The sequence below is a fragment of the Dyadobacter sp. CY356 genome, assembly GCF_021440195.1.
Taxonomy (GTDB): Bacteria; Bacteroidota; Bacteroidia; order Cytophagales; family Spirosomataceae; genus Dyadobacter.
Genome location: NZ_JAJTSZ010000008.1, coordinates 258,396 through 271,845, shown reverse-complemented (window position 1 = coordinate 271,845; position 13,450 = coordinate 258,396). Strand labels below are relative to the sequence as shown.

Sequence of the window (13,450 nt, the reverse complement as noted above, 5' to 3'; positions counted from 1 at the left end):
TCTAATATTTTTTAATTAATAAAAAAATTTAAAAATATGGTAATTGGTCGTATCTTGCGCGGTTACAGTACTAATACCTGAACCTAATAAAATTTTCTTTAAGCCTTTTTATGGATAGACGAAATTTTCTCCAAAAAGCGACACTGGCCGGTTCCGCTACCGGAATATTACCGTCCATACTTCTGAACAATGAAACAGAAACGGCCAGGGATAAAGTCAGAATTGGTTTTATCGGCGTTGGGCTGCGGGGTCGCAACCATTTACAGCAGGCACTTTTCCGCCCGGATGTGGAGGTAAATGCCATTTGTGATATTGATTCCAATTCAGTAAAAGCAGCGCTTGACCTGATTAAAAAAGCCGGCAAAAAAGAACCAGCCTTGTATGCAAAAGGAGATGAAGATTTTCTGAATATGGTTAAACGGGACGATCTGGACGCTATACTGATTGCTACACCCTGGCAATGGCACGTTCCGATGGCAATTGCTGCTATGAAAGCAGGAAAATATGCAGCGGTGGAAGTTTCGGCAACTGTGACATTGCAGGAATCCTGGGATTTGGTTGATACTTTTGAGAAAACAGGTTCACACTGCATGATCCTGGAAAATGTTTGTTACCGGCGGGATGTGATGGCCATTTTAAAAATGATCCGTGAGGGAATGTTCGGAGAAATGACCTATGCACATTGCGGTTATCAGCATGATTTGCGCGGAATCAAATTTAATAACGGAACCAGTAATGAAGGCACCGGTGTAGAATTTGGAGAAAAAGGATTTTCAGAAGCGAAGTGGCGTACACAGCACTCCGTTGACCGGAATGGTGACATTTATCCAACACATGGATTAGGTCCGGTGGCGCACTGGATGAATATTAACCGGGGAAATAAATTCAATTATCTGACCTCAACAGCGACAAAACCGTTAGGTTTGCATAAATATGTAGTGGATCATGGCGGAAAAGATCATCCAAATGCAAAAGTTAATTTCAAACTGGGTGATGTTGTAACAACTGTAATCCAATGTCATAATGGAGAAAATATTGTGATCATTCATGATACCAATTCTCCCCGCCCCTATTCACTGGGATTCAGAGCGCAGGGTACGGAAGGGATTTGGATGAATGATGGTCATACGATTTATCTTGAAGACGTTTCACCAAAAAAACATGAAGCGGAACCAGATGCACCTTATTTGAAAAAATATGACCATCCGCTTTGGACAAAATATGAAAAAGAGGCTGAAAATGCGGGTCACGGGGGAATTGACTATTTCGTTTTCCGCGGATTTATTGAAGCTGTAAAAAGAAAAGTTGCGCCTCCTATCGATGTTTATGACGCAGCTGTGTGGAGTGCAATCAGTCCGCTTTCAGAATTATCCATAGCCAGAGGAAGCTCACCGGTTGAAATTCCGGATTTTACCAGAGGAAAATGGAAAACAAATAAGCCAATTTTTGGTCTGAATGATGAATTTTAAATCCTGCAAATATCAGTTCAATTATATTATAACCCGGAAATTTTAACTACTCAAATTAAATGACTAATAAAAAAAACGAATACCTGGGCCCTCTGGTAATTATCGGCGTTTTATTCTTTGTGATGGGATTCATCACCTGGGTCAATGGGACCCTGATTACTTTTTTCAAAAAAGCATTCTCTCTTGACAATACCAGTTCATACCTGGTAACCTTCGCATTTTTCATTTCTTACACCGTTATGGCAATCCCATGTTCGATGGTTGTGAAAAAAACAGGTTTTAAAAATGGTATGTCACTGGCACTGATGGTGATGGCCGTTGGAACACTTATTTTTATTCCAGCCGCCGAAATGGCATCTTATCCTCTATTTCTGGTAGGTCTTTTTACAATTGGTATTGGGCTTACTGTCCTCCAAACTGCTTCCAATCCATATGCTACCATTCTTGGGCCTCGTGAAAGTGCGGCACAAAGAATCAGTATCATGGGTATTGCCAACAAAGGTGCAGGTATCATAAGCCAGATTGTGATTGGTAAATTGCTTTTGGCCGGTGCAGAATCGGTAGATCCAAAGGACGAACTTGACAAAGTGGTTGTACCTTATCTGATCCTGACGGCAATTTTAGTTATCCTGGCCATAGTTATCCGGATGACAAAAGGACTTGTTGAAGTGAGCGAAGAAGAAGATGAAACACCGGGTTCGAGCCAGGCCGTACAAAAAACCAGCGTATTCCAGTACCCAAACCTTGTTTTAGGTGTGATCGCTTTGTTTTGTTATGTAGGTGTGGAAGTAATTGCGGCAGATACCATCATCAGTTATGGTGTTTCATTAGGAATTCCGGAAAGCGAAGCAAGGGTTTTTGGTGCGTACACTTTGGGCGGAATGATGTTTGGTTATGTGCTTGGTATTGTCCTTATCCCTAAATTCGTTTCACAGCAAGCGTATATGATCTTCTCTGCCAGCTTAGGACTTGTAGTGACCATCGCAGCTTTTCTAACAACAGGTTTCACATCCGTTATGTGCATTGCAGTGCTGGGTTTTGCCAACGCAGTAATCTGGCCGGCATTGTGGCCACTAGCGCTTAGCGGACTTGGTAAATTCACCAAAATTGCTTCTGCACTTTTGGTAATGGGTATTTCCGGTGGCGCCATTATGCCATTGATTTACGGTGGTCTTGCCGATTCAATTGGCAGCACTCAAAAAGCTTACCTTATAGTACTTCCTCTTTACGCGTTTATAGTTTATTTCGGCCTTGTTGGTCATAAAAAGAAAAGCTGGTAGTACATGAGAATCTCAACGCCCGGCCGTATTTGTTTTTTCGGTGAACACCAGGACTATTTAGGTCTTCCCGTTATTGCAGCGGCCATTTCCAGACGAATCAGTATAAATGGAGATTATAGAAATGATGACAAGATCATTCTCCATTTACCTGATCTGGATGAAAAAATAGAATTTTCTTTGAAAGAAACATTTCCTTACATCATTCAAAGAGATTATTTCAGAAGTACGATTAATGTTTTAAAAAGAAAGGGCCTGATTTTTTCGAAGGGCTTTGAATGCACAATACATGGAAATATCCCGATCAATTCGGGAACTTCCAGCTCTTCTGCACTCATTGTTTCCTGGGCACATTTTCTTGATAAGATGAGCGACAATCCGGCTAACTTCTCTCAAAAAGAATTGGGAGAAATTGCCAATGCAGCCGAAGTTCTGGAATTTGGAGAACCTGGTGGTATGATGGATCATTATTCAACGGCAATCGGAAATGTGATTTATCTTGAATCTACACCTAAGATCCATGTTGAAACCCTGACTCCAAAACTTGGTACTTTTGTGCTGGGCGATTCGCTTGAACCAAAAGATACCCTTGGAATCCTGTCGCGCTGTCGTTATGGAATGGAAGATGTGATTAAGAAGGTAACTCAGTACGATCCTTATTTTTCGATCTTCAAGACACCAATGGCGCAGTCTGCCGACTATAAGAAATTATTGTCTCAGGATGAACTTAGCCTTCTTCAGGCCAATATCGATGACAGGGATATTCTTTTACAGGGAAAATCACTTTTGTCGCAAATTGTTGATGATGCAGAAACGGAAGCATTTGACAAAAAACTGGGAACATTGCTATATCGGCATTACAAAAATCTGCGTGATCATAAGCGGACTTCAACACCGAAAATCGAACGCATGATGGATGCTGCTCTTTCCGCCGGTGCTTTGGGTGGAAAAATAAATGGCTCCGGAGGCGGTGGATGTATGTTTGTTTATGCTCCTAATAATGCTCAGGAAGTTGCCTACGCCATTGACGGCGCAGGCGGAAAAAGTTATATTATCAATGTCGATTCCGGAACAAGAATTGAAGAATAAAAAATTTAAAAAAGTTTGAAAAACAAAATCGGCCGGGAATTAATTTTTCCGGCCGATTTTGTTTTGTGTGAATAAAGCGTTTTTTAATAGAAATGCACCTTTGTAATTCCATTTGTGTTTTACTTTTGTGTAATTTGTAAGCTGGTTTACGCCAGAATCAATAAGATGTTGAAGCTTTATCTTTTTACTTATTCGGTTTAGGATATGGAAATCAGAATATAGGCAACAGCACCGGAATTCATTACAAGCACAATATCATCTGCTTTAAAAAACAATAACAAGATGTCCATTTTGACAGCTCCTGAGAATAAATTAAATATATACTGTCCTTCTCTTACGGAGTACAAACGGAGGAAAACGATAACGATTAAAATTGGTGATATTCCAATGGGATCCGACTATCCAATCCGGATTCAGTCTATGACTACGGTTGACACGATGGATACGCAGGGATCGATTGAAGAGGTTATTCGTATGGTAGATTCGGGTTGCGAGTATGTGCGTATTACCGCCCCAAGTGTTAAAGAAGCGCAAAATCTTGAAAATATCCGTAACGGTTTACGTCAGAGAGGAATTTTTGTTCCCCTGATCGCAGATATACATTTCACGCCGAACGCTGCTGAACTGGCAGCAAGAATTGTTGAAAAAGTAAGGATTAATCCGGGAAACTACGCTGATAGAAAACGTTTTGAAGTAATTGATTATACGGATTCTTCATACGCAGCAGAATTGGAACGTATCCGGGAAAAATTTATTCCTCTGATTAAGATTTGTAAGGAGTATGGGACAGCCATGCGTATCGGAACAAATCACGGTTCGCTTTCTGACAGGATTTTAAGCCGATATGGCGATACGCCGCTTGGAATGGTTGAATCTGCATTGGAATTTTTACGTATCTGTGAAGAATTTAATTATTTCAATATTGCACTTTCGATGAAATCCAGCAATACGCAGGTAATGGTGGAGGCGTATCGACTACTGGTTCAGCGACTTGACGAGGAAGGTTTAAAACCATATCCATTGCATTTAGGCGTAACCGAAGCGGGTGAAGCGGAAGATGGAAGAATAAAATCAGCAGTTGGAATCGGAACGTTACTGGAAGACGGGTTGGGTGATACTGTTCGTGTTTCACTTACAGAAGCTCCTGAAAAAGAGGCTCCTGTTGCACGCGCGCTTGTTGAAAGATATAATCATCGTGCACCGCATGAGCATATTGAAGCCATAGAAACCTGTCCGATAAATCCATTTCAGTATACCAGAAGAGAAACTTCGGAGGTCTTCAACATTGGCGGATTAAACGTCCCGCGCGTGATTGCGGATTATTCTGATCTCAGCGTTGAACAATATGATGATCTGAAAAGTATTGGGCATTTCTTTTTACCGGTACCGGATAAGTGGGCTATGAATGACCAGGGAGCCGATTTTATCTACTCAGGAAGTAATGCCATTCCATTTATGCTACCAAATGGCTTGAAAGAAATTTTAGATCATGAACAGTGGCTTAAACATAACGACCGGTTCAATAAATTTCCGGCACTGACGGTTCAGGAATATTATGCGGCAACGCAAACCTCTTTCCAATTAAATTTTATCAAAGGAAATATCCATCAGTTTGATATAACTTTCCTTGAAAAGATCCGTGATGAAAAAAATATAGTGTTGCTGCTCCATTCCGAAAATCATCATGCAATGCCGGAAATGCGCAGATTTTTTTATCGTTTGGTTGATATGAAAATAAAGACGCCGGTTATTATACAGCGTACATACGAAACGGATCTCGGCGATAGTTTACCTTTATATTCAGCAACGGATATTGGGGGATTACTGGTGGATGGATTTGGAGATGGAACTTTATTATCACCCGATTTTCAGTATCCGATTTCACACAAAGAAAAACTGACCCTGGCCACTTCTTATAATAGTATTGCATTCGGAATTTTGCAGGCTGCAAGAACCCGGATGTCAAAAACTGAGTATATTTCATGCCCGTCATGTGGCCGCACTTTGTTTGATTTACAGGAAACTACGGCCATGATCCGGAAATATACAGAGCATTTAAAAGGTCTTAAAATCGGGATTATGGGTTGTATTGTGAACGGACCGGGAGAAATGGCTGATGCGGATTATGGTTACGTGGGTATGGGTAAGGATAAAATTGCTTTATACCGTGGACAGGAAGTTGTAAAACGTTCTGTAACAGCTGCGAAAGCAGTTGATGAATTAATTGAACTTATTAAGGAAGACGGCCGCTGGATTGAACCGGGGCAGGACGAAGCTTTCAATCTTTCTTAATTCCTAATCTTGAATTTTAAATCTAGTTTGATATGAAAAAGTATTTTCAGCTTGGAGATGTATTTTATTACTTCGTCCGCGTGTTTAAAAAACCAAATCCAAACGATCCAACTTCGTTCAATCTACGGATGATGCATGGTATTAACCGGATTTCAATTATTATGTTTTTGTTTTGTCTGATCGTTATGATCTTTCGCGCGTTTACAAGATGAATTTAGAATCGATCAGAAATTTTTGTCTTTCGTTGCCCGGTGCGGTAGAAGAGCTTCCCTTCGGACCTGATACGCTTGTGTTTAAGGTGATGGGAAAAGTGTTTCTCTTAACACCAATGGACTCGGCAACACCTCAGTTCAACGTAAAATGTGATCCTGAAAAAGCCGAAGAATTGCGTGAAAAATATTCTGACGTTTTGCCGGGATATCACATGAGTAAAAAGCACTGGAATACGGTCCACATTACCGGTAGTATTCCCAGTGAACTTTTATATAGCTGGATTAAGGATTCTTATGAGCTGATTGTTGACAGTTTGCCGAAGAAGGATAAAATGGCTTTGGAGGAATTGAAATGATAAAAAACTAAAAAAGCGGCCAAAGACCGCTCTTTACTTTATAACGAAACACTAAATTACTTCGCGGCCTTCATTTCCTCATCCAGTTTTTTACTCAGTGTTTCACAAACGCCTTCAATGGCGTCTGCCATTACTGTATCATTGGTAGCAGTCAGCAAAGTATCAGCTATACCGCTCATTATTTCAATATAAAAACGTTTCATTTCAAAAACCTCCATATCTTTTGTCCAAAGGTCAATTTTTAAAGTACCTCTGTGGTAATGATCCCAGACAGCAATCGCTATTGCCCGTGTGTCATTGATTCCTTCGTTAGGATTGTCGGTCGCCGACCAGTGGATTTTATCAGGTACGTTTTGATTATCAAGTTCAACGGTGAAATGAATCTCAGAATTTTTCATAAAAGGATTAAATATTTTTCGCAAAAGTAAGATAAAGTAACAACACCTCGTGGTTTCAGGTTCGTTACTTAGCCGATTGTCCGAAAACTGTTTTCAAAATATCACTTACCCTGGCCACCGGATCCTTTCTGATTTTCTTTTCTTCTTGTGCAATTAAGGTGTAAAGTCCGTCAATTGTCTTCTGTGTTGCATATCCTTTCAAATCGGGATTTACCTTTTTCACCAATGGAATTTCATTGTAAGTTTTTACAAGATCAGCATAATACTGCGTCGCTTTATTCAAATTCAATGTACTGTCAACAACAGGAAAAAAAGTATTGTAAAGATCCTGATTTGTTGTTTTTTGAAGATATTTCGTCGCCGCGTCATCCTGTCCTTTCAATATACCAAGGGCATCTGTTATGGTCATCGAAGTGATCGCCTTCACAAAAATAGGCTTGGACTTTTTAGCAGCATCCTCAGCAGCCCGGTTTAGCGAAAGTGTGAATTTGTCAACTTCCTTGCCTAATCCAAGTTTCCGAAGTGTTTCTGCAACTTTCTGAGCTTCCGGCGGTACAACAATTTTTATCAGTTCATTTTTAAAAAATCCATCCGTCTTGGACGCTTCGGCAGATCCCTTGCTGATTCCGACTGTCAATGCTTCTTTCAAACCTTTTACTATATCAGCGTTGGATAATGACGAGGAAGTTCCTTCCGGTTTTTTAAATGAGTCAAGTACCTTTCCAAGATTGAACTGAGCCATTGAAGCACAGCTACATGAAATCCATAGAAAGACAATTAATAATATTTTACGATTCATTGGGTTACTCTGTTTAATACACACTAAGTTTCAAACGTAATCAATAACAATTAATTTTACTTATTTTTGGAAAAATAAACGGTTCAATTCATTCAAATTCGCATTTATGAATCCCATTATCAGGGCGGAAATAATTACCATAGGTGATGAAATTCTTTTTGGACAAATCACAGATACAAATACACAATGGATTGGCTCTGAATTAACTGGCATAGGAATTCGTCCGGTTAGAAAAACTTCTGTCGGCGATTTGCAGGAAGATATCATTGCAGCATTGACGGAAGCCAGCCAAAGAGTTAATGTTATTATCGTAACTGGTGGACTTGGCCCGACAAAAGATGACATAACAAAACATACATTCTGTAAATATTTTGATACTGAATTAAAAATAAATGAGGATGCCCTGGCTCTGGTTACAGACTTTTTTGCCAAACGTGGTAGAGAAATGACGGAACTGAATAAGCAACAGGCGGCACTGCCGGAAAACTGTACCTACATTCCAAATCTCTGGGGCACGGCGCCGGGTATGTGGTTCGAGAAGGACGGGGTTATCTATGTATCTCTCCCCGGCGTTCCTTATGAAATGAAAAGCCTGATGACGCACGCCATTCTGCCAAAATTGAAGGAGCGTTTCATTTTTAACATTATTACACATAAAATAATACGCACGATCGGCATCGGTGAATCCTTTCTGGCAGAAAAAATAGCTGACTGGGAGGATGCTTTGCCACCTCATATCAAACTGGCTTATCTTCCCCACTTTGGACAGGTGAAATTGAGATTAACCGCAACAGGCGATAACCAGGCCACCATGGATGCGGAACTAAAAGAACAAGTAGATCAGCTTGTTCCCATGATCCAGGAATTTATCTTTGGATATGATGCAGACGAACTGGAAACTGTAATTGGAAAATTGCTTCTGGAAAGCGATTCAACCGTTTCCACAGCCGAAAGTTGCACAGGTGGATTTGTAGCAAATCAAATAACAAATATTCCTGGCTCATCGCGTTATTACCAAGGTTCTGTAATCAGTTATAGCAATGCAATAAAAATGCATATCTTGGGCGTTTCCAGACAAACGCTGGAAGACTTTGGGGCAGTAAGTGAACAAACTGCGCGTGAAATGGCAGAAGGTGCACGCCGGAAGTTAAACACAACCTACGCCATTTCGACCACCGGAATTGCCGGTCCGGACGGTGGGACACTTGAAAAACCAGTCGGAACGGTTTGGATTGCATGTGCAACACCAAAAGAAACCGTCACACAACTTTTAACGTTAAGAAACGACAGAAAAGTAAATATTGAGCTGACATCGAGCTATGTTTTAAATTTGTTGAGAAAAACAATCTTAAAAACAGAAGCCGATAAAAATTGAAAATTGAAACCTTAAAAAATTTAGATAATTCATAATATCGTGGCGATAGATTGTGGAGATGAAATATAGAACAATATGAAAATAATTGAAATGTTAATGCCCGCTCTGGGCGAGAGTATCATGGAATGCACCGTTTTGACCCTCCTGAACAAAGCGGGCGAATCAATTACGGCTGATGATTCTGTTCTTGAAGTAGCCACAGATAAGGTGGATACGGAAGTTCCCTCGCCCTATTCCGGTGTGTTAATTGAATGGCTTGTCAAAGAAGGTGATGTCGTTGCGATTGGCAGTCCGGTGGCAAATATTCAGGTGGAAGAAGGTGAAGAATCTCAGGATGATCCTCCTCATACAAACTTTGACGATCCTGGTTTTGATGCCGTCGCATTTCTTGAAAAAGATATCCATAATGCCGTCCGCAAAACGTCTGAAACCGTTGAAGCTGAACTATTATTAAAAAGTGGTTCTGAGTCAAGCGCATTTTATTCTCCACTGGTATTAAGTATTGCCCGGGAGGAAAATTTAAGTGCACAGGAACTGGCCAGCATTCAAGGTACCGGAGCAGAAAACCGTATTACTAAAAACGATATTCTTTCGTATCTGACAAATCGGACAAATGCTAAAATTGAACCTGTTCAAACTGTTCCGGTCAAAGCGACTTCTTTAAACGGTTCCACCGAAATTATAGAAATGGATCGTATGCGTAAGATGATCTCTTCGCGTATGAGTGAATCCAAACGCATTTCTGCCCACGTTACTTCCTTTATAGAAACTGACATGACCACCATTGTAAAGTGGAGAGATGCGATTAAAAATGATTTTAGAAAAAAATCAGGTGACAGTATCACTTTTACACCGATTCTGATAGAGGCTGTTGTTAAAGCCATAAAAGATTATCCGCTCATCAATATTTCTGTTGAAGGCGATAATATTGTTAAAAAGAAAGATATCAACATTGGCATGGCCGTTGCCTTACCTGATGGAAATCTGATAGTGCCCGTAATTCATCATGCTGACCAGTATGACCTGGCGGGTTTAGCCCGGAAGGTCAATGAACTGGCAAAAAGAGCACGAGAGAATAAATTGAAAGCCGACGACCTCGCAGGTGGAACTTACACTGTATCCAATATTGGTGCTTTTGGTAATTTGATGGGAACTCCTATCATTGTTCAGCCGCAGGTTGCTATTATGGCTTTTGGTGCAATTAAGAAGAAACCTGCCGTTATCGAAACCTTGCAGGGAGATTTGCTTGGTATCAGAAGTCTGATGTTTATATCACACTCCTATGACCACCGCGTCGTGGACGGCTCATTGGGTGGAATGTTTGTAAAAAGGGTTTCTGATTATCTTGAAAATTTTGATGCCCATAGAACACTCGTCTAAATGCTGAGACTTACTTTGGATATGGATGATGTGATGGCCGACACATACGAAAAGCTGGCTGGCATTGTTTTGGAAGATTTTGATACAGCTTTGACTCAGAAAGATTTTGATACAAAGCCGCTGAGGCAATTACTTCATCCCAAACAGTTGACAAGATTAAATAAAATCATGAACGAACCGGGTTTCTTCGCTGATATTCCGGTTAAAAAGGACGCAAGGGAAACGATCCTCAAACTTTCGAGCTTTTACGAAATCTATGTAGCGACAGCTGCGATGGAATTTCCAAATTCGTTTAAAGATAAATTTGACTGGCTGCAAAAACATTTCAGTTTTATACCCTGGACCAATATTGTTTTTTGTGGTCATAAAAGTATCATTCATTCTGATTATCTTATTGACGACCAGGTTCGCAATTTGAATGCTTTCAAAGGTGAAGGAATATTATTCACAGCAACACACAATCTTTCTGACAAAACATTTCGGCGTGTGTCGAGCTGGCAGGAAGTATCAGAATTATTCTTACCCAATAAATGAAATTACTACTGATAGAAGATGAACCGAAAACCGTCCAGTCCCTCAAACAGGGTCTTGAAGAAAATGGTTATGAGGTTGATATTGCCTACGACGGGCTGATCGGAAAACAACTGGCAAAAAAGGGCGGCTATCAGTTAATTATCAGTGACATTATCATTCCTGGTATCAACGGAATAGAACTTTGCAGGGAACTACGTCATTCAGGTGATGAAACCCCGATTTTAATGCTGACGGCACTAGGTTCAACCGACGATAAAGTAACAGGACTGGACGCCGGCGCAGACGATTACCTCGTCAAACCCTTTGAATTCAAAGAATTACTGGCCCGCGTTCGTGCGTTGACCAAACGTGGCTCTGCTATTTCTCAAACTGCACAGATATTGCGTTTTGCTGATATTGAAGTTTCCATGGATGCCAAGACGGTGCACAGATCCGGAAATAAAATCAATTTAACCGCCAGGGAATTTAATCTTCTTGTTTATCTGATCAGAAATCAGGGACGTGTTGTGTCGAAGGTTGAAATTGCTGAGCAGGTTTGGGACATCGGCTTTGATACCGGAACCAATGTCATTGAGGTTTATGTCAATTACCTTCGTAAAAAAATTGACAAAGATTACCCGGTTAAACTGATTCATACGCAGTTTGGAATGGGCTATGTGCTTAAAATCGAGTAAATCATGCAGATCCGTACCCGACTTACGATCCAGTTTTCCCTGCTTGTAAGCGGCATTTTATTGGTTACATTTTTTGCAATTTATTATTTTACCTACAATAACGTAACGGAAGATTTTTACGATAGGTTAAGGTCAAAAGCAAAATCTACTGCCGAGCTGTTACTAAAAGTCCCACAAGTTAATACAGAAGTTTTACGGGCACTGGAAGGCTCAAACCGTGACCTGATCTACAATGAAAACATTCTGATTTTTGATGAAAAAAACAGACTGATCTATACCAATACGAACGCTGTCACCAAATCAATTCACGTTTCAAATTACTGGCTGGACGAAATCAGAAAATCCGGGGAAATCCGGTATACAGATGGAGATTATAAAGTTGTTGGACTTTATTATAAATATCCCTTCAACCGTGCCGTGGTTATGTTGGGTGCGCAGGATTTGTATGGGCAGGCTAATTTATCAAATTTAAATACGCTTCTTACGGTGCTTTATCTTATCGTAACGGCCATTGTAGGACTTGCCGGATGGGTTTTTGCCAAACGTGCTTTAAGACCTATTTCAAAAGTAATGAATGCCGTGGAAGGTATTCTTCCTCAGAAGCTGGATACAAGGTTGGAGATCCCAAATCAGAAAGATGAAATAGGACGGTTATCAACCACTTTCAATAAACTTTTAGAACGGATTGAAACGGCTTTTCAAATGCAGAAAATATTTGTAGCCAATGTTTCACATGAGCTTAAAAATCCATTGACAAAAATAAGATCCCAGCTTGAAGTAAGTATGCTCAAAGAGCGAAGTACGAGTGATTATCAGGTTACAATTCAATCTGTGCTTGAAGATGTCCAGGAACTTGCCCAACTTTCCAATACTTTACTCGAACTGGCAAAGGTAAGTGAAGACCAGCGCGACCTTCTGACAGAAATTGTCCGGATTGATGATTTACTCTGGGATTGCCGGCAGAGTCTGAGCCAGGCAAACCCTGCCTATAATATCCAGCTCAATCTGGATGAACTCCCCGACGACGATACCTGGCTGGAAATTGCAGGAAATTCGACTTTATTAAAAACAGCTTTTTTGAATCTGATGGATAATGCCTGCAAGTTCTCCGAAAACCAGATGGTGACGATTACTTTACATGCATCATTTAAAAAACTTAATCTGCGCTTTGCTGACAATGGCAAGGGGATTCCGGAACAGGACCAAAATCTTATTTTTCAGCCCTTTTACCGTGGCGACAACACGGCCAATGTAAAAGGTTATGGCATAGGGCTTTCATTGGTCGAAAGAATTGTCAAACTGCATAACGGATATGTCTCCATCCAGACCAATCAGCCAAAGGGCACGACGTTTATTATCGATTTTATTCGTCTCTAAGCAAATTCTAATTTATCCTTAAGTCCATCTTAAGCATTACATGTTTTATTTGTAATGTTCTTTTAAGCGTCAGACTATTTCGTTGAACGCGTAAAATTAGATTTCATTTTTTGTGGTGTTAATAAGCAAACTTGGCAGGTGTTTCTCACACCTGCCAAAGTTTTTTGTAGCCAGTAAGAGAATTCTGCGTTTACAGATAAAAAGTAATTACAAACTTT

General features: G+C 40.4%; 13 protein-coding genes. 11 read left to right on the top strand and 2 right to left on the bottom strand.

What is annotated here, in order from left to right:
- The first annotated feature begins 110 nt into the window (after nucleotides 1–110).
- From LXL81_RS23480 to LXL81_RS23455, 6 genes are all read left to right on the top strand, one after another.
- On the top strand, nucleotides 111–1,469 hold the full coding sequence (locus tag LXL81_RS23480) for a Gfo/Idh/MocA family protein (RefSeq protein WP_234649451.1): 1,359 nt from the start codon (nucleotides 111–113) through the stop codon (nucleotides 1,467–1,469).
- Nucleotides 1,470–1,528: 59 nt separating this feature from the next.
- Nucleotides 1,529–2,749, top strand: coding sequence for a sugar MFS transporter (locus LXL81_RS23475; RefSeq protein ID WP_234649450.1), 1,221 nt, complete (start codon nucleotides 1,529–1,531; stop codon nucleotides 2,747–2,749).
- A 3-nt stretch (nucleotides 2,750–2,752) separates the two neighbouring features.
- The gene (locus LXL81_RS23470) at nucleotides 2,753–3,835 is read left to right on the top strand and encodes a galactokinase family protein (RefSeq protein ID WP_234649448.1); all 1,083 of its coding nucleotides are present in this window, start codon (nucleotides 2,753–2,755) and stop codon (nucleotides 3,833–3,835) included.
- Between the two features lie 282 nt (nucleotides 3,836–4,117).
- The gene (ispG, locus tag LXL81_RS23465) at nucleotides 4,118–6,127 is read left to right on the top strand and encodes a (E)-4-hydroxy-3-methylbut-2-enyl-diphosphate synthase (RefSeq protein WP_234649447.1); all 2,010 of its coding nucleotides are present in this window, start codon (nucleotides 4,118–4,120) and stop codon (nucleotides 6,125–6,127) included.
- A gap of 32 nt (nucleotides 6,128–6,159) precedes the next feature.
- Nucleotides 6,160–6,339, top strand: a complete 180-nt coding sequence (locus LXL81_RS23460; protein WP_234649445.1) for a DUF6728 family protein — start codon at nucleotides 6,160–6,162, stop codon at nucleotides 6,337–6,339.
- The gene (locus LXL81_RS23455) at nucleotides 6,336–6,695 is read left to right on the top strand and encodes an MmcQ/YjbR family DNA-binding protein (RefSeq protein WP_234649443.1); all 360 of its coding nucleotides are present in this window, start codon (nucleotides 6,336–6,338) and stop codon (nucleotides 6,693–6,695) included. The genes LXL81_RS23460 and LXL81_RS23455 overlap by 4 nt, the downstream gene beginning before the upstream one ends.
- A 56-nt stretch (nucleotides 6,696–6,751) precedes the next feature.
- Here LXL81_RS23455 and gldC read toward each other — a convergent pair whose 3' ends face one another.
- Both gldC and LXL81_RS23445 read right to left on the bottom strand, forming a co-directional pair.
- Entirely contained in the window at nucleotides 6,752–7,093 is a 342-nt protein-coding gene (gene gldC / locus LXL81_RS23450) for a gliding motility protein GldC (protein WP_137342911.1), read from the bottom strand.
- Between the two features lie 64 nt (nucleotides 7,094–7,157).
- Nucleotides 7,158–7,892 (bottom strand): DUF4197 domain-containing protein, encoded by a 735-nt coding sequence (locus LXL81_RS23445; RefSeq protein WP_234649441.1) that lies wholly within the window; start codon nucleotides 7,890–7,892, stop codon nucleotides 7,158–7,160.
- Between the two features lie 106 nt (nucleotides 7,893–7,998).
- On the opposite strand from LXL81_RS23445, the gene LXL81_RS23440 reads away from it, so the two are divergent.
- The 5 genes from LXL81_RS23440 to LXL81_RS23420 all read left to right on the top strand — a co-directional run bounded on the left by LXL81_RS23440 (nucleotide 7,999) and on the right by LXL81_RS23420 (nucleotide 13,232).
- Nucleotides 7,999–9,267, top strand: a complete 1,269-nt coding sequence (locus tag LXL81_RS23440; protein ID WP_234649439.1) for a competence/damage-inducible protein A — start codon at nucleotides 7,999–8,001, stop codon at nucleotides 9,265–9,267.
- A 75-nt stretch (nucleotides 9,268–9,342) separates the two neighbouring features.
- Nucleotides 9,343–10,647, top strand: coding sequence for a dihydrolipoamide acetyltransferase family protein (locus LXL81_RS23435; protein ID WP_234649437.1), 1,305 nt, complete (start codon nucleotides 9,343–9,345; stop codon nucleotides 10,645–10,647).
- Entirely contained in the window at nucleotides 10,648–11,181 is a 534-nt protein-coding gene (locus tag LXL81_RS23430; protein WP_234649435.1) for a 5' nucleotidase, NT5C type, read from the top strand. It begins immediately after the preceding gene.
- Nucleotides 11,178–11,855 carry a response regulator gene (locus LXL81_RS23425; protein ID WP_234649432.1) on the top strand — a complete coding sequence of 226 codons (678 nt, stop codon included), beginning with the start codon at nucleotides 11,178–11,180 and terminating at the stop codon, nucleotides 11,853–11,855. Before LXL81_RS23430 ends, LXL81_RS23425 begins: the two co-directional genes overlap by 4 nt.
- 3 nt (nucleotides 11,856–11,858) lie before the next feature.
- Nucleotides 11,859–13,232 carry a HAMP domain-containing sensor histidine kinase gene (locus LXL81_RS23420; protein ID WP_234649430.1) on the top strand — a complete coding sequence of 458 codons (1,374 nt, stop codon included), beginning with the start codon at nucleotides 11,859–11,861 and terminating at the stop codon, nucleotides 13,230–13,232.
- The last annotated feature ends 218 nt before the right edge of the window (nucleotides 13,233–13,450 follow it).